Below are 16,873 nucleotides of genomic sequence, written 5' to 3'. Positions count from 1 at the left end.
GTAACCTGCTGCCTGAGAACGCAGTCTCGTCTTGAGACGGTCGGGGGACCAAAGCGTTCAGCAGCGGCAGGCCGCGTGCGTTCGGACATCGGCGTCAACCAGCGCCTTCGTCGGTCCGCTCCGCTGAGCGTGCGTATGGGGCGTGTCTCGCCCCAAGGGATTGGGGCGGAATGGACGCGAACGTCTTCGACAAGTCGAAACTGCCCAGCCGTCATGTGACCGAGGGTCCGGCGCGCGCTCCCCATCGCTCATACCTTTATGCGATGGGCCTGACGAAGGCGCAGATCCATCAGCCGCTGGTCGGCGTCGCCTCGTGCTGGAACGAGGCCGCGCCCTGCAACATCTCCCTGATGCGCCAGGCGCAGGCGGTGAAGAAGGGCGTCGCGGCGGCGAACGGCACGCCGCGCGAATTCTGCACCATCACCGTCACCGACGGCATCGCCATGGGCCACGAGGGCATGAAGTCCTCGCTGGCGTCCCGCGACGTGATCGCCGACTCCGTCGAGCTCACCATGCGCGGCCACTGCTACGACGCGCTCGTCGGCCTCGCGGGCTGCGACAAGTCGCTGCCGGGCATGATGATGGCGATGGTCCGCCTCAACGTGCCGTCGATCTTCATCTATGGCGGCTCGATCCTGCCGGGCTCCTATCGCGGCCAGCAGATCACGGTCCAGGACGTGTTCGAGGCGGTCGGCAAGCACTCCGTTCACGCCATATCGGACGAAGACCTCGACGAGATCGAGCAGGCGGCGTGCCCGTCCGCCGGCGCCTGCGGCGCGCAGTTCACCGCCAACACCATGGCGACGGTCTCCGAGGCGATCGGCCTCGCGCTGCCGTACTCGGCTGGCGCGCCCGCGCCTTACGAGATCCGTGACCGGTTCTGCATGGCGGCCGGCGAGATGATCATGGATCTGATCGCCCGCAACATCCGCCCGCGCGACATCGTCACCCGCAAGGCGCTCGAGAACGCGGCCACGGTCGTGGCGGCCTCTGGCGGATCGACCAACGCCGCTCTTCACCTGTCGGCCATCGCTCATGAAGCCGGGATCGAGTTCGACCTGTTCGACGTCGCCGAGATCTTCCGGCGGACCCCATATGTGGCGGATTTGAAGCCCGGCGGTCGTTATGTCGCCAAAGATCTATTCGAAGTTGGCGGCGTGCCGCTGCTTATGAAGACTCTGTTGGACCACGGTTTTCTTCATGGCGACTGCATCACCGTAACTGGACGCACGATCGCCGAGAACATGGAGAAGGTTCGCTGGAACGCCGACCAGGATGTCGTTCTGCCGGCTGACCGGCCGCTGACCAAGACCGGCGGCGTGGTCGGGCTGCGCGGCAACCTCGCTCCGGACGGCGCGATCGTGAAGGTCGCGGGGATGAAGCAACAGCGCTTCTCCGGCCCGGCGCGCTGCTTCGACAGCGAGGAGGCCTGCTTCGAGGCTGTCTCCAATCGGACCTACAAGGAAGGCGAGGTGCTGGTCATCCGCTACGAAGGCCCGAAGGGCGGCCCCGGCATGCGCGAGATGCTCGCGACGACGGCCGCGCTCTACGGCCAGGGGATGGGCGACAAAGTGGCGCTCATCACGGACGGCCGGTTTTCGGGGGCGACGCGTGGTTTCTGCGTCGGCCATGTCGGGCCGGAAGCCGCCGTCGGCGGGCCGATTGGCCTTATCCGCGACGGCGACGTGATCACCATCGACGCGGTGGCCGGGTCGATCGAGGTCGCGCTCACGGACGAGGAGCTCGATGCGCGCCGGCTGGAATGGCGGCCGCGCGACAATGGCTTCGGCTCCGGAGCGCTGTGGAAATATGGCCAGGGCGTGGGTCCCGCGCGCTTCGGCGCCGTGACCCATCCGGGCGGCAAGTATGAGCGGCGCTCCTATGCCGATGTCTGATCGAGTAGCCGCCATCGCGGTGGCTCTGGTCGCGCTGTTCGGCGCCGCTGGCGCTGCGCAGGCTTTCGACGGCGCGCCGACGAGCTCCAAGAACGAGCAGCCTTCGCCGTTCGAGGCCTTCCAGACCGGCGCGCGCGCCTACATCGCGGGCGACAAGGCGACGGCGGTGACCTCGCTGCTCGACGCCGCGAAGCGTGGGCACGCGATGGCCCAATGGAAGCTCGCCCGCATGTACGCGGAGGGCGACGGGGTCGACCGGGACGACGTAAAAGCGTTCGACTACTTCAGCCAGGTGGCCAACGCCCACGCCGACGACGCGCCGGGCACCATGCAGGCGCGGTTTGTCGCCAACTCCTTCGTCGCGCTCGGCAACTATTACCTCGACGGCGTTCCGAACAGCCCGATCCGCTCGGATCCGGCCCGCGCCCGCGAAATGTTCGCCTATGCGGCGTCGTATTTCGGCGACCCGGACGCCCAGTACAATCTGGCCCGGATGTATATCGACGGGCCGGACGGGGAAAAAGACCCGCGGCAGGCGGCCCGCTGGCTCGGGCTCGCGGCGAACAAGGGGCAGCGTGAGGCGCAGGCGGTGCTGGGCCACATGCTGTTCAACGGCCTTGAGGTGCCGCGCCAGCGGGCCCGCGGCCTGATGTGGCTCATGCTCGCCAACGACGCGGCCGGCGGCAGCCAGAAATGGATCGCTGACCTTTACGGCCAGGCAGTCGCGCAGGCTTCGCCGGACGAGCAGGAGACGGCTCAGAGCTACGTGACGGCCTGGAAAAAGGACCGCGAGTAGCCGCGCGGCCTGGTCGCGACGCCTCCAGCGCAGCAGGCGCGGGCGGCTTCTGGCTATAGAGCGGCGGCGGAATCGAAGTTGGGGCACGCTTGGTGTCACGCGGCTGGAGCAGACGCCCTGCGCGGCCCCGGAACGTCTTCGTCGCCGATCAGATCGCCAGCTCGACCACCACCGGCACATGGTCCGATGGCCGCTCCCAGGCCCGGACATGCTTGTCGATGCGGACGCCGACGAGCCGGTCGGCCGCCTGCGGCGAGAGCAGCAGATGGTCGATGCGGATGCCGTCGTTCTTCTGCCAGGCGCCGGCCTGATAATCCCAGAAGGTGAAGAGGCCCGCCGCATCGTCGCAGGCGCGCAGCGCATCGGTCATGCCGAGGGCGAGCAGACGTCGCCACGCCGCGCGCGTCTGGGGCAGAAACAGCGCGTCATGAACCCACGCCGCCGGGCGCTTCGCGTCCTCGGGCGCCGGGATGACGTTGAAGTCGCCGGCGAGCACAAAAATTTCCTCGTTCGCCAGCCGTTCAGCGGCGTGCGCGCGCAGCCGCTCCATCCAGGCGAGCTTGTAATCGTACTTCGGCGAGTCCGCAGGGTTGCCGTTCGGCAGGTAGAGGCCTCCGAGCCGAACGACGCCGCCTTCGGTCGAGACCACTGTCTCAATGAAGCGCGCATGCTCGTCCTGTTCGTCGCCGCCGAGCCGCACATGGACGTCCTCGAGCGGATAGCGGGAGAGGATGGCGACGCCGTTGTAGGATTTCTGCCCGTGGACGGCGGCGTTGTAGCCCGCCGCCTCGATCTCCGCCCGCGGAAAGGCGTCGTCGACGCACTTGATCTCCTGCAGGCACACCAGATCCGGCCTGGCCTCGTCGAGCCACCTCAGCAGCGCCTCGAGGCGCGTCTTGACCGAGTTCACGTTCCAGGTGGCGATCTGCACGATGTCCCTCTCCGCACAGCAATGCGATAGACGAAAAAAAGGCCGCTCGCGAGGCGAGCGGCCTAAGTCTAGGGAGGAAACGCCCAAGGAGGGCAAACGACAGAAAGCGCAAACCGTCCGTCGCTGACGATTATCTCGCCTTTCCGACGCGATTTTTCCAGTACTGCGATCGAAATTCGGACCGCGCGAAACGACGCAGGCGCTTGTCACTCGCACGATCGGAAAAGCCGATCGTCGGGTCATGTCCACGAAGACGCCGGCTGCGGGCGAATGTCACAAACTCAACCACATAACAGCCGCGAAAATGGGCGGACGATGGCGAAATCCGCAGCAGCGGAAGCCTTCGCCGCGCCATCATGCGCGATGCCTCCTAGATCAGCTCTCGTTCTGAAGCCGAGCCTTCGCGGTAAAACGGGGTAGGCAGGTCACGCTCCAGCCCGTCGTCCAGCCGTTTCGCCAGATCATCGAGAACCCTGCTGGTGATCGCCGGCAGATCAAGCGCACGCGCTTCGCCGAAGGTGACCCAAACCAGCTCGACCAGTTCCGCCTCCGGGTGGATCACGTCAGGCCTGGTGGCCGAGACGAGTGAAAGATCGGCGGCGAAGAAGCGGGTGTCGAAGCGGCGAGGGCGGCCCGGCGGCGTGATCGCACGCGCCACCAGGTGGAGCCCCTCGAGCGACGGAAAGACGCGGGCGTCGGCGAAGGTCGTCCAGGAATCGCTGCGGACGTGGAAGCCGTCCATATCCGCTTCGCCGATCAGCAGCCCCGTCTCTTCCGCGAGTTCGCGGATTGCGGCGAGGCCATAGGCCCGTGCGCGCGTGATCGACGGCCGCGCGACGCGCGTCTGGAGCCTGCGCTCGACATGGGGCGCGTATGTGCCGGCGACGTTGACGCGGCCGTCCTGAGCTTCGACCCGCCCGCCGGGGAACACATACTTGCCTGGCATGAACCGCACCGCGTGGTGGCGGCGGCCCATGAGGAACTTGGGCTCTGCGCCTGAACGGTCGAGCAGGATGAGCGTCGCCGCGTCCCGGATCGGTAGCCGGGGCTTCGCAGAGGGCTGTTCTGGCCGAAGGTCCTCGGCCGAATGGGACCCGGCGCTCAATTGTGCGGCGTGGGGCGGAGGCCGCCGTCGCCCGGCAGGCCATCTTCCTCGCCGCCGAAGCCGTGCATCCTCAGCGCCCATTGGAGGCCGACGAGCGCGCCTTTGACGGGCGGCAGCAGGGCGAGCGAGAGGATCAGGGTCAGCGGCAGCCAAAGAGCCATGTGCAGCCACACGGGCGGCTGGTAAGCGACCTCGACGCTCAGGATCAGCCCCACGATGATGTGGCCGACGATGAAGATCACCACGTAGGGCGGCGCGTCGTCGGCGCGCTGGTGGCGCAACTCCTCGCCACAGACCCCGCAGGCGTCGGCGACCTTCAGATAGGCTCGGAACATCCGGCCGCGGCCGCAGGCCGGGCACCGGCACAGCGCTCCGCGGAGCATTGAGCGACCAATCAGGCGCGGCGGGGCAGCGGCGTCGTCCGGAGCCGTCTTAACCTCGAAGCTCATCGGGATCCCTTGCCTTTCGCGCCGCGCGTCTCGCGTCCGACCTTCCGGCCCCGCGCGGCCTTCCTGGAGTCGGCGGCGGCGGTACGCCGCGCCCCGCGCTTGCCGCGGCCGAGCGGCCGCCCTTGCCGCCCCTCGGACAGCATCTCGAAGCGCAGCGCGCCCGCGACGGGCGCCGCCTCCACGAGCTTGACCTCAACCGTATCGCCGAGCCGGTAGGTTTCGCCGGTCCGCTCGCCGACGAGCGCCCGAGCGGCCTCGTCATGCGCGAAATAGTCCGCGCCGAGCGTCGACGCCGGCACGAAGCCGTCGGCGCCGGTCTCGTCCAGCTTTACGAAAAGGCCGGAACGCGTCACGCCCGCGATCCGCCCGGTGAAGCTCGCGCCGACATGGTCGGCGAGGAAGTGCGCGATCAGCCGATCCACGGTCTCGCGTTCGGCCGCCATCGCACGGCGCTCGGCCGCCGAAATCCGTGCGCCGATTTCTCCCAGCGTCTCGGTCGTGGCGCTGTCGGGCAGGCCGTCCGATCCGAGATCGAGCGCGCGGATCAGCGCGCGATGGACGATCAGGTCGGCGTAGCGTCGGATGGGTGAGGTGAAATGGGCGTAGCGGCGCAGATTGAGGCCGAAATGGCCGTAGTTTTCGGCCGCATATTCCGCCTGCGCCTGCGTGCGCAGCACCACCTCATTGATGAGACTCGCGCTTTCGGACTCGGCAGTCCGCGCCAGGATGCGGTTGAAGTGCATCGGTCGGAGATTGCCGGATTGCGCGAAGTCGATGTCGAGCGTCTTGAGCAACTCGCGCAGCGCCTCGAGCTTCTCCAGCGAGGGCGCGTCGTGGACGCGGTAGACCAGCGGCGTACGGCGCGCCTCGAGGGTCTCGGCCGCGGCGACGTTCGCCTGGATCATGAATTCTTCGATCAGGCGGTGGGCGTCGAGCCGGGGCGGCACGATCACGCGGTCGACCGTGCCGTCCGGCTTCAGCACCAGCTTGCGCTCGGGCAGGTCAAGGTCGAGCGGACCGCGAGCGTCCCGCGCCGCTTTGAGAGCCGCATAGGCGGCCCAGAGCGGCCTCAGCACCGGCTCCAGCAGCGGTCCTGTGGCGTCATCGGGCGCGCCGTCGATCGCGGCCTGCGCCTGGCTGTAGGAGAGCTTGGCGGCCGACCGCATCATCACGCGGTGGAATGAGTGCCGAAGCTTGCGGCCGTCCTTGCCGATCCACATCCGGACGGCGAGGGCAGGGCGACTTTCCTTTTCGCGCAACGAGCAGAGGTCGTTGGAGATGCGCTCCGGCAGCATCGGAACCACGCGGTCCGGGAAGTAGACCGAGTTGCCGCGCTCAAGCGCCTCTCGGTCGAGTGCGGAGCCGGGATGCACATAGGCCGCCACATCTGCGATCGCGACCGTCACGATGTGCCCACCTGGGTTCGCGGGATCCGGATCGGGCTCCGCGTGCACGGCGTCGTCATGATCCTTGGCGTCCGCCGGATCGATGGTGATGAGCGGAACCTGCCGCCAGTCCTCGCGGCTGCGCAGCGACGCGGCCGGCGCGGCTTCCGCCTCCGCCAGCGCTGCTGCCGGAAAGACATGCGGAATCTGGTGGGCGTGGATCGCGATCAGGCTGACCGCGCGCTCGCTCTTGAGCGAGCCGAGCCGCTCGCGCACCCGGGCGGCCGGGAGACCGTAGCGGCCCTCCTTGATGATGTCGGCGGAGACCAGATCGCCGTCCGTCGCGCCGCCGGAATCGGGGCCGGAGATCGCGAGCTCACGGCCGGCGTTACGCTTCTCCACGGGAACGAGCCGGCCTGAGCCGTCCGGCAGAACACGGAAAATACCGAGCACCCGCGCTGACTGCTTCGACAGCACCTTGATGACGCGGCCGTGGTGGCTCGGGCCGCCTTGCTCGGCCTCTTCAAGCGGCTCGGCGCGGATCAGGACCCGATCGCCGATCCCTGGAGCAAGCCCCGGCTTGCGGCCGCGGGACGGGAGCGGATCGACCAAGATCTTCGGCGCGGCGCCATGCTCGTCCTCGTCCCACTCGGCGGGCTCCGCGAGCAGCTCTCCGTCGCGGTCGCGGCCGACCACATCGGCGAGCACCACCGACGGCAGCACGCCGGCGCGCGCCAGCCGTTTGCCCTTCCGAGCGACGACGCCCTCGTCCTGCAGCTCGTGCAGCATGCGCTTGAGCTCGACGCGATCGGCGCCGGTGATCCGGAACGCGCGCGCGATCTCGCGCTTGCCGACCTTGCCGCCCTCTGAAGCGATGAAGGCGACGAGCTCCTCGCGGGACGGGAGCGGCCCGGTCGCGGCTGCCGGGGCGGGCTTCGGCTTGGACTTACGTGCGGGCGGACGGGCCAAGGCTGCCTTTCAGAGACGCGGGTCGTTGCGCGAGCCCAAGGATTGGCCCTGCCGGGCCGTGACGTTCAGTAAGTTGCGCGGAGCCCCCGTCCCGCAAGAGCCCTCTGGCGGGACGGTCAGCCCGAGGCTGCTTTCTTCGCGCGCGCCGCAGGCTTCGTGGCGGGCTTCTTCGCCGCCGCCTTCTTGGCGGCAGGCTTTCGAGCCGGCTTGCGGCCTCCACCGCTCTTCTCGGCCTTCGCGTCGACCAGTTTTACGGCTTCGTCGAGCGTCAGCGCTTCCGGGTCCACGCCCTGAGGCAGGGTGGCGTTCACCTTGCCGTATTTGACGTAGGGGCCGTAGCGCCCGGCGTGGACCGTGAGCGGGCCTCCGCCGGGGTGCTCGCCGAGCGCGCGGCCCGCCACCGCGCCGCGGCCGCCGCGCTTGTCCTTCTTTTCAGCGAGCGCTGCGACGGCCCGGTTGATGCCGACGGAAAAGACCTCATCCACGCCGTCGAGATTGGCGTAGACGCCGTCATGGCTGACATACGGTCCGTAGCGGCCAAGATTGGCCTCGATCGGCTTGCCGGTCTCAGGATGCGCTCCCACCAGCCGGGGCAGCGACAGCAGCTTGAGCGCGCTCTCGAGATCGATCTCCGCGGCCGACCAACCCTTGGGCAGCGAGGCGCGCTTCGGCTTCTCCTTCTCGACTGGCTCGCCGAGCTGGACGTAGGGACCGAAGCGACCATTGCGCAGCGTCACCTCCTGGCCGGTGGCGGGATCGGAGCCAAGCGTCTTGACGCCCTCTGCGCCGGCCGCGGCGCCGTCCGCGCCGTCGAGTTCAGCGCCGAGCGGGCGCGTGTACCGGCACTCCGGATAGTTCGAACAGCCGACGAACGAGCCGAACTTGCCGAGCTTCAGCGAGAGCTGGCCTGTTCCGCAGGTCGGGCAGACCCGCGGATCGGAACCGTCGGCGCGGGCGGGGAAGATGTAGGGGCCCAGGACGTCGTTCAGCGCGTTCAGCACCTCGGTGACGCGAAGTTCCTTGGTGGCGTCGATCGCGCCGGTGAACTCGCGCCAGAAGTCCCGAAGAACCTCTTTCCAGTCGATCTCGTCATTCGAGACCCGGTCGAGCTGCTCCTCGAGACCGGCCGTGAAGTCATACTCGACGTAGCGGTTGAAGAAGCTCTCGAGGAACGCGGTGACGAGCCGGCCTTTGTCGTCCGGCACGAGCCGCTTCTTGTCGAGCTGCACATAGCCGCGGTCGCGCAGCACGGTGAGCGTGGCCGCATAAGTCGAGGGGCGGCCGATGCCGAGCTCCTCCATGCGCTTGACGAGAGCGGCCTCGGTGTAACGCGGCGGCGGCTCCGTGAAGTGCTGCGCGGCGGCGACCGGCGCGACGCGGGACAGCCGCTCGCCGGCGCTCATCTGCGGCAGGCGGCGGGCTTCGTCGTCCTCCTCGTCGTCCCGACCTTCCTGGTAGAGCGCGAGAAAGCCGTCGAAGGTGATGACCGTGCCGGTGGCGCGAAGCTCGATCTGCCGGTCCGATCCGGTCGCCGAGATGTCGACCGTGGTGCGCTCGACCTCGGCGGACTCCATCTGACTGGCGACCGTCCGCTTCCAGATCAGTTCGTAGAGCTTCGCCTGGTCGTCATCGAGCCGGCGCGCCATCTCTTTCGGCGAGCGCCGCGGGTCGGTGGGGCGCACAGCCTCGTGGGCCTCCTGCGCGTTCTTCGCCTTCGTCGTGTAGCGACGCGCCGAGGACGGCACATAGCGGTCGCCATATTCGGAGCCGATCAGCGAACGGACGGCCGTGACCGCTTCGGGCGCCATATCGACGCCGTCGGTCCGCATATAGGTGATCAGACCGACGGTCTCGCCGCCGATGTCGACGCCCTCATAGAGCCGCTGCGCGAGCTGCATCGTGCGGTTCGGCGCGAAACCGAGCTTGCGCGACGCCTCCTGCTGGAGAGTCGAGGTGGTGAAGGGCGGCTGCGGATTGCGCCGCCCGGGCTTCGCCTCGACATTGGCGACCGCGAGCTCCGACGCCTCGATCGCCTGCTTCAGCGCCGTCGCCGTCGCCTCATCCGCAACGTCGAGGCGGCCAAGGCGCTTGCCGTCGGCCGAGGAGATCCGCGCCTCGAAGGTCTCGCCGCGCGGCGTCGCAAGCTGCGCCGCCAGCGACCAATATTCTCTCGGCTTGAAGCGCTCGATCTCGACCTCGCGGTCGCAGACCAGCCTAAGCGCCACCGACTGCACCCGGCCCGCGGAGCGCGCCCCCGGGAGCTTGCGCCACAGGACCGGCGATAGGTTGAAGCCGACGAGATAGTCGAGGGCGCGGCGCGCCAGATAGGCGTCGACCAGCGCGGAGTCGATCTCGCGCGGATGTTTCATGGCGTCGAGAATGGCCTGCTTGGTGATCGCATTGAACACCACGCGCTCGACCGGCTGGTCCTTCAGCGCCTTCTTGGCGCGCAGCACCTCCAGCACATGCCACGAGATCGCCTCGCCCTCGCGGTCCGGGTCGGTCGCCAGGATCAGCTTGTCCGCGCCCTTCACGGCGCGTGCGATCTCGTTCAGCCGCTGAGCCGATTTGCCGTCGACCTCCCACAGCATGCGGAAGTCCGCGTCCGGGTCCACCGACCCGTCCTTGGCCGGAAGGTCACGTACGTGGCCGTAGGAGGCGAGGACCTCGTAGTCCGAGCCGAGATATTTGTTGATCGTCTTCGCCTTTGCGGGCGATTCGACGATGACGACGTTGTGCATAAAGCGGAAGCCCCTGGCCGGCCGGTTGCCCACGGCGGCGGCCGGAAAATGGGAGAGCGCTTGGAAGGTGTCAAATCGGTCCTCGGCGATGACCTCCTCAAGAGGGCGCAAAACGGCAAGGAGACGTAGCGTTCACACGCCTACTGGTTTATAAAGTTTCCGAATGCAACTAATGAGGGAGGCGAGCGGTTGTCTCCATTGGACCAGCGGACGCGGCTTCGCGCTCCGCCGCCCAATTCTCCCAAGGCCGAGGAAACCGCGGCTTATGTGGCGTCGCTTTCCGGCGACCTTCGCGAGCTGGCCCGTCGAAGCGGGCTGACGACCCTCGCCTACCTTCTCGACATGGCGCGGCTCGAGGCCGAGGCGGAGATCCGCGCCCGCGAGAACTCCGCCGACTCGTCAGGCCCAGAGGCCGCCGGCCGCTAGCCTGACCCTGCCGTCCGCCTGACGCTCCAGCCGTCCCGCCAGTTCAAGCTCGAGCAGCACGATCTGGACGGTGCGGGCGTCAGCGCCGGCCTGCCGGACAAGCTCGTCCACCGAGGCGGGGGAGGGACCCAGAAGCTCCAGAATCCGCGCCCGCTCGTCGCCGGCCGGTTCGCCGGCCTCGAAGCCCGCGGCCTCGGCCTGCGCCAAGGAAATCGGGCGGGGAGGCGGAGGCCCGCGATCCACCAGCGGGGCCAGCGCCTCGATCACGTCGTCGGAGCGCGTGATGAAGGTCGCCCCGTCGCGCAGCAATCCGTTCGAGCCTTCGCAGCGCGGATCGAGCGGCGATCCCGGGGCCGCCATGACCTCACGTCCCATCTCGCCGGCGAGCCGCGCGGTGATCAACGAGCCGGACCGGAGCGCCGCCTCGACGACGATCACGCCGAGCGACATCCCGGCGATCAGTCTGTTTCGCCGGGGAAAGTCGCGTCCGCGCGGTTGCCAGCCCATCGGCATCTCGCTGACCAGCGCTCCCTCGCCGACGATGCGGCCTGCGAGATCTGCGTGTTCGGGCGGATAGACGCAGTCGAGGCCGCCGGCAAAGGCCGCCACCGTGCCTGAGGACAGCGAAGCCGAATGCGCCGCGGCGTCGACGCCGCGGGCGAGCCCTGAGACGATGACCCAGCCCGCGCCGCCGAGCTCCGCGGCGAGCCGCGCCGCGAAGGAGCGGCCGGCGGAAGACGCATTTCGCGCGCCGACGATCGCCACCATCGGCCGCTGGAAGACGCCTGCGGCGCCGGCCACGGCGATGAGCGGCGGGGCGCCGTCGGCGGCGGCGAGGGCGGCCGGATAGTCGATCTCTCCGAGGGCGACGAAACGCGCGCCCCGCCGCCGAGCCTCGACCATCTCATCCTCGGCCTCGGCCAGGCTGCATACGCGGATCGCCCGTCCGCCGCGGCGCGCGAGGTCAGGGAGCGCCTCAATGGCGGCCGCAGCCCCGCCGAAGTGATTGACGAGACTGCGGAAGGTCTGCGGGCCGACGTTTTCGGAACGGATCAGGCGGAGCCAAGCGATCCGCTGGTCGTCGCTCAGCCGGGCCGGCATCGCCCGCTTACCCGCCGCCGGGCGCGGCTGAGTGCTGGCCTATGCGGCTTTCCTCCCCCGCCAGGAGGCGGCCGATATTGTCGCGGTGGAGGACCCACAGCAGCGCCGTCAGGGCCGCGAACACGATCGCTGTCTCGGCCGGCTGCCAGATGGCCAGCAACGCCGGCGCCACCAGGCTGGCGACCAGGGCCGAGGCGGAGGAATAGCGGGTGACGAGGGCGACGGCGATCCAGACCGCCGCGAAGGCGAGCGCGACCGGCCATGCGATCCCGAGCAGCGCTCCCACATAGGTCGCGACGCCCTTGCCGCCCTTGAAACGGAGCCAGACGGGAAAGACGTGTCCGACAAAGGCTGCGGCACCCGCGAGGACAGCGGCATGGCCGTCCCACAACCATGTCGCGATGAGCACTGCGGCGGTCGCCTTGAGCATGTCCCCGAGCAGCGTCAACGCCGCCAGTTCCTTGCGGCCCGTCCGCAGGACGTTCGTGGTGCCGATGTTGCCGGACCCGATGGCCCGAATATCGCCGCCGCCGCCGAGGCGCGTGACGATCACCCCGAACGGGATCGATCCGAGCAGATAGCCGAGGGCGATGGAGGCGAGGAGGGCGAGTGACATTGTCCGGGATCGGAACGCTCGGGTTGGCCACGAGTCGAGTCATTGCGCAGCCGGTCGGCCGCGGGATTTTCAAACGTAGGCGTAGACGGTCCGGCCGGCAACGACGGTGCGCAGAGTCCGGCCCTGCAGCCGTGCGCCGTCGAACGGCGTGTTCTTCGACTTCGATCTGAGCGCCGAGGGATCGAGAACCCACGGCGCGTCGAGATCGACGACGATCAGATCGGCGGGCGCGCCGATCCGCAGCGCGCCGCCCGGCAGACCGAGCAGTTCCGCCGGTCGGGTGGACATCGCCGCGAGCAGGCGGTGAAGCGTGACGTCGCCGGCCTGCACCAGCCGCAGTCCGGCGGCGAGCATGGTCTCCAGCCCGATCGCGCCGTCTTCGGCCTCAGCGAAAGGCCGTCGCTTGGTCTCGACATCCTGCGGATCGTGCGCCGACACGACGACGTCGATCACGCCGTCCGCAAGGCCCTGGACCAGCGCGCGCCGGTCGTCCTCGCTGCGCAAGGGCGGGGCCACCTTGAAGAAGGTTCGATATTCGCCGACGTCGTTCTCGTTCAGGGAGAGATGGGCGATCGACGCGCCGCATGTGACCGCCGCGCCCGACGCCTTGGCGCGCGCAATGACCTCCAGGCTCGCCGCGCAGGTCACGAGGCTCGCGTGATACCGGCAGCCGGTGAGCGCGGCGAGCCGCACGTCCCGCTCGATGATCAGAGTCTCTGCGGCGGCGGGACGACCGCGCAGGCCGAGCCGGGTTGCGAACTCGCCTTCGTTCATCGCGCCGCCGGCGATGAGCTCCGGATCCTCGGCGTGGCAGCACACCAGCGCCCCAAAATCCCTGGCGTAGGTCATCGCGCGGCGCATCACCCGGGCGCTCGCGATGGTGCGCGGCCCGTCCGCGAAAGCGACCGCCCCGGCCTCCAGGAGGAGCCCGATCTCGGTCATCTCCGCGCCGGCGAGACCTTTGGTGAGGGCCGCCATCGGGTAGACGTTGACGCTCGCCGTGTCGCGCGCGCGCCGCTTGAGGTAGTCGACGATTTCGGGCGCATCGACGGGCGGAGTCGTGTCGGCGCGCGTCACGATCGTCGTCACGCCGCCGGCCGCGGCGGCCTCGCTTGCAGTCGCGATGGTCTCGCGGTGCTCGGCGCCGGGCTCGCCGACGAACGCGCCGAGATCGATCAGCCCCGGCGCGAGAGTCGCTCCACGGCAGTCCACGACTTCGGCGCCGGCGGGGGCGCGGAGATCCTGCCCGATGGCCGCGATGACGCCATGCTCGACGAGCAGGCCGCCGATTTCGTCGCGCCCGTCTGACGGACAGACCAGCCGAGCGTTGATGAACAGCGTCGGGGGCGCCTCTGGCGCGGAGGGGTCACGCATCGGGAAGATGCCGCGCCAGAGCCTCGAGCACCGCCATCCGCACCGCGACCCCCATCTCGACCTGATCGCGGATCAGCGAGCGCGGGCCGTCGGCGACTTCAGAGGCGATCTCGACGCCGCGGTTCATCGGGCCGGGATGCATCACCACGGCGTCCGGCGCTGCATAGGCGAGCTTCGCGGCGTCGAGCCCGAAGTGGTGGAAGTATTCCTTCACGGAAGGAACGAAAGAGCCGTTCATCCGCTCGAGCTGCAGCCGCAGCATCATGACGACGTCGGCGCCTTCCAGCCCTTCGCGCATGGTTCGGAAGGCCGTCACGCCGAGCCGCTCGACGCCCGCAGGCAGCAGCGTGGAGGGCGCGACCACCCGCACCCGGGCGCCCAGCGCGTTCAGCAGGAGGATGTTCGAGCGGGCGACGCGGCTGTGCAGCACGTCGCCGCAGATCGCCACCGTTAGCCCCTCGATGCGGCCCTTGGCGCGCTTGATCGTGAGCGCGTCGAGAAGCGCCTGCGTCGGGTGCTCGTGAGCGCCGTCGCCGGCGTTGACGACCGAGCAGTCGACCTTCTGGGCGAGGAGCGCCACCGCGCCCGCCGCGTGGTGACGCACGACGATGATGTCCGGCCGCATCGCGTTCAGCGTCGCGGCCGTGTCCAGCACCGTCTCGCCCTTCTTGATCGAGGAAGACGCGACCGACATGTTCATCACGTCGGCGCCCAAACGCTTCCCGGCGATTTCGAACGACGACTGGGTGCGCGTCGAGCTCTCGAAGAACAGATTGATCTGGGTGCGGCCGCGCAACGTGGTGCGCTTCTTCTCGATCTGGCGGCTCAGACCGACCGCGTCCTCTGCGGCGACGAGCAGGCCTTCGATCTCGTTCGGAGACAGCCCCGCCACGCCAAGCAGGTGCCGGTGGGGGAAGGCGAACGGCGGGCTCGGCTCGGGGCGCATCAAGGCCGGTCTCTTAGCCCCACCACGACACAGCGAGCAAGCTTGCAGACGATCTTGTCCACGTTCGCGATAGCACCATCTTTTCTACGAGGGGGCTCTCAGGCCGGCAGCGCAGGCGGTCGACCTCCAGTTCGGCGACGTCCGGCTCTTCAGAACCTGCCGGCGTTCGCAGGGAGAACGTGCAATGAAATCGATTCGGAATGCGATCATCGCCGGCGTCTCGGCGATCGGCATGGCGGCTGCCGCGGTTCCGGCGCAAGCCGCTTCGGCTGATGGGACCATCGCCGGCGTCAAGTATAGCGACATCCAGACTGTGGGCTTCCGGGGCGCGCACGGCGGCGGCGGTCACTGGGGCGGGCACGGCGGCGGTCATTGGGGCGGGCACGGCGGCGGCCATTGGGGCGGCGGCGGCCACTGGGGTGGCGGCGGCCATTGGGGTGGCGGCGGGCGCCATTGGGGCGGCGGCGGATGGGGCGGACGCGGCTACTATGGCGGCCGTCACTATGGCTATTACGGCCACCGTCATCGGTACTACGGCGGCTACGCGGCCGCGGGCATCCTCGGTCTCGCCGCGGGAGCCGCGCTCGCAAGCCCGTACTATTACGGCGATGACTACTATTATGGCCGGCCATACGGCTACGGGTATCGGCGCGCCTATTACGGCGCCGAGTGCCAGATCATCACCCGCACGCATGACCGCCGTGGTCGTCCGATCCGGGTGATCCGCTATCGGCCCTGCTGATTACTGAAGGCGGGCCGAGCTTCACGGCTCGGCCCGCTCTCCTGCCTGAGAATCCCGGGAGTTGCGTCTCAGCGCAGCCAGACGATCGAGCGCGCCCTGCAGGATGTAAGCTGCCGCGAGCTTGTCGACCGTCTCGGCGCGACGTTTGCGACTGGCGTCAAAAGAAATCAGCAGCCGCTCCACCGCGGCCGTCGAAAGCCGCTCGTCCCAAAGCCCTATCGGAACCTCGACGCGCTGTGAGAGGTTCCGGGCGAAGGCCCGCGTCGCCTGCGCCCGCGGTCCTTCCGTGCCGTCCATGTTCATCGGCAGGCCCAGCACAAGGCCGACGCAGCGGCGGCTCGCCATGATGGCGAACAGCCTTTCGGCGTCGAGCGTGAACTTCTTGCGAGCTATGGTCTCCAGCGGAGACGCGATCATGCGCGCCGGGTCCGAGACCGCGACGCCGATCGTCTTGGTGCCCAGATCGAGTCCGATCACCTGTCCGATCGCCGGGAGATCGGCTCCGAAGCGCTGTATATCGTCGTGTATCGCCGCCATCGGCGCCTTGTAGCACAGCATGGCGCCGCCCGCGGCGCGCTTGCCCTCCGGTGCGAACCGATTAGTTGTCTGCGGCGACTCTCACCGGGACGAGGACGACGCACCTTATGCGCATCACCTGGTACGGCCATTCCGCCTTCAAGCTCGAATTCGGCTCGAGCACCGTCCTGATCGACCCGTTCCTGGAGAACGGAACGTTCCATGGCGACAGGACGGCAGCCGCCAAGGGCACGACGCACATCCTGCTCACCCACGGCCATTTCGATCATGTCGGCGAAACCGTCGAAATCGCGAAGCGCACCGGCGCGACCGTCGTGGCGGACTTCGACCTCGCCCAGTGGATCGGCGCGCAGGGCGTCGAGAAGCTCGAGCCGATGAACACCGGCGGCTCGATCGAGCTCGGCGGGTTCCGGGTCACGATGACCCAGGCGCTGCATTCGTCGGGCAAGCTCGAGAACGGGGTCTCGCACTATCTCGGCGATCCGCACGGACTCATCGTCTCGCCCCAGGGCGAGGACGAGCCGGTCGTCTACGCCATGGGCGACACCGGCATCTTCGGGGACATGAAGCTGATCAACGAGCTCTATGCGCCGACCGTCGGCTTCGTGCCGATCGGCGACCGCTTCACGATGGGGCCGAAGACGGCGGCCTATGCGTGCCGGCATTTCTTCGACTTCGATCTGGTCGTCCCTTGCCACTATGCGACCTTTCCGCCGCTGGAGCAGTCGGCCGACCGGTTCATCGAGCTTATGGACAGCGTGCGCGGAACGATCGTGAAGGCGCCGCCGATCGGCGAAGCGTTCGAAACGGAGTCCTGAGGCGGCAGGCGCTCGGCGTTGCGGGCCGCTGCGGCCCTATGA

The 16,873-nt window shown here is 68.7% G+C and carries 15 protein-coding genes; 5 read left to right on the top strand and 10 right to left on the bottom strand.

Annotation, left to right across the window (positions count from 1 at the left end):
- The first annotated feature begins 170 nt into the window (after positions 1–170).
- Positions 171–1,895 carry a dihydroxy-acid dehydratase gene (gene ilvD, locus VM780_RS11010; RefSeq protein ID WP_325447317.1) on the top strand — a complete coding sequence of 575 codons (1,725 nt, stop codon included), beginning with the start codon at positions 171–173 and terminating at the stop codon, positions 1,893–1,895.
- Positions 1,882–2,691: a tetratricopeptide repeat protein gene (locus VM780_RS11005; RefSeq protein ID WP_325447589.1), complete on the top strand. Its 810-nt coding sequence runs from the start codon at positions 1,882–1,884 to the stop codon at positions 2,689–2,691. Before ilvD ends, VM780_RS11005 begins: the two co-directional genes overlap by 14 nt.
- 148 nt (positions 2,692–2,839) lie before the next feature.
- Here VM780_RS11005 and xth read toward each other — a convergent pair whose 3' ends face one another.
- The 5 genes from xth to topA form a co-directional block, all read right to left on the bottom strand.
- Positions 2,840–3,622: an exodeoxyribonuclease III gene (gene xth, locus VM780_RS11000; RefSeq protein WP_325447316.1), complete on the bottom strand. Its 783-nt coding sequence runs from the start codon at positions 3,620–3,622 to the stop codon at positions 2,840–2,842.
- Between the two features lie 370 nt (positions 3,623–3,992).
- A complete protein-coding gene (locus VM780_RS10995; RefSeq protein WP_325447315.1) occupies positions 3,993–4,727 on the bottom strand; it encodes an NUDIX hydrolase in 735 nt (244 codons plus the stop codon).
- Positions 4,724–5,176: a DUF983 domain-containing protein gene (locus tag VM780_RS10990; protein ID WP_325447314.1), complete on the bottom strand. Its 453-nt coding sequence runs from the start codon at positions 5,174–5,176 to the stop codon at positions 4,724–4,726. Before VM780_RS10990 ends, VM780_RS10995 begins: the two co-directional genes overlap by 4 nt.
- Entirely contained in the window at positions 5,173–7,530 is a 2,358-nt protein-coding gene (rnr, locus tag VM780_RS10985; RefSeq protein ID WP_325447313.1) for a ribonuclease R, read from the bottom strand. The genes VM780_RS10990 and rnr overlap by 4 nt, the downstream gene beginning before the upstream one ends.
- Positions 7,531–7,646: 116 nt before the next feature.
- Positions 7,647–10,271 carry a type I DNA topoisomerase gene (gene topA / locus VM780_RS10980; RefSeq protein WP_325447312.1) on the bottom strand — a complete coding sequence of 875 codons (2,625 nt, stop codon included), beginning with the start codon at positions 10,269–10,271 and terminating at the stop codon, positions 7,647–7,649.
- A gap of 267 nt (positions 10,272–10,538) precedes the next feature.
- On the opposite strand from topA, the gene VM780_RS10975 reads away from it, so the two are divergent.
- Positions 10,539–10,697, top strand: a complete 159-nt coding sequence (locus VM780_RS10975; protein ID WP_325447311.1) for a hypothetical protein — start codon at positions 10,539–10,541, stop codon at positions 10,695–10,697.
- Here VM780_RS10975 and dprA read toward each other — a convergent pair.
- From dprA to VM780_RS10955, 4 genes are all read right to left on the bottom strand, one after another.
- Positions 10,671–11,798: a DNA-processing protein DprA gene (gene dprA, locus VM780_RS10970; RefSeq protein WP_325447310.1), complete on the bottom strand. Its 1,128-nt coding sequence runs from the start codon at positions 11,796–11,798 to the stop codon at positions 10,671–10,673. The genes VM780_RS10975 and dprA overlap by 27 nt on opposite strands.
- A 7-nt stretch (positions 11,799–11,805) precedes the next feature.
- Positions 11,806–12,414 (bottom strand): glycerol-3-phosphate 1-O-acyltransferase PlsY, encoded by a 609-nt coding sequence (gene plsY, locus VM780_RS10965; protein ID WP_325447309.1) that lies wholly within the window; start codon positions 12,412–12,414, stop codon positions 11,806–11,808.
- Positions 12,415–12,483: 69 nt separating this feature from the next.
- Entirely contained in the window at positions 12,484–13,788 is a 1,305-nt protein-coding gene (locus tag VM780_RS10960) for a dihydroorotase (protein WP_325447308.1), read from the bottom strand.
- Positions 13,781–14,734: an aspartate carbamoyltransferase catalytic subunit gene (locus tag VM780_RS10955; protein ID WP_325447307.1), complete on the bottom strand. Its 954-nt coding sequence runs from the start codon at positions 14,732–14,734 to the stop codon at positions 13,781–13,783. The genes VM780_RS10960 and VM780_RS10955 overlap by 8 nt, the downstream gene beginning before the upstream one ends.
- 184 nt (positions 14,735–14,918) lie before the next feature.
- Here VM780_RS10955 and VM780_RS10950 point away from each other — a divergent pair, with 184 nt between their 5' ends.
- Positions 14,919–15,476 carry a hypothetical protein gene (locus VM780_RS10950; protein ID WP_325447306.1) on the top strand — a complete coding sequence of 186 codons (558 nt, stop codon included), beginning with the start codon at positions 14,919–14,921 and terminating at the stop codon, positions 15,474–15,476.
- A 21-nt stretch (positions 15,477–15,497) separates the two neighbouring features.
- On the opposite strand, the gene ruvX is transcribed toward VM780_RS10950, so the two are convergent.
- Entirely contained in the window at positions 15,498–16,013 is a 516-nt protein-coding gene (ruvX, locus tag VM780_RS10945; RefSeq protein WP_325447588.1) for a Holliday junction resolvase RuvX, read from the bottom strand.
- Positions 16,014–16,120: 107 nt separating this feature from the next.
- Here ruvX and VM780_RS10940 point away from each other — a divergent pair, with 107 nt between their 5' ends.
- The gene (locus VM780_RS10940; protein WP_325447305.1) at positions 16,121–16,831 is read left to right on the top strand and encodes a metal-dependent hydrolase; all 711 of its coding nucleotides are present in this window, start codon (positions 16,121–16,123) and stop codon (positions 16,829–16,831) included.
- The last annotated feature ends 42 nt before the right edge of the window (positions 16,832–16,873 follow it).

The sequence above is a fragment of the Hansschlegelia sp. genome, assembly GCF_035538955.1.
Taxonomy (GTDB): Bacteria; Pseudomonadota; Alphaproteobacteria; order Rhizobiales; family Methylopilaceae; genus Methylopila.
Note: the sequence above shows the minus strand (reverse complement) of the source record. Positions and strands in the feature narration are given on the sequence as shown.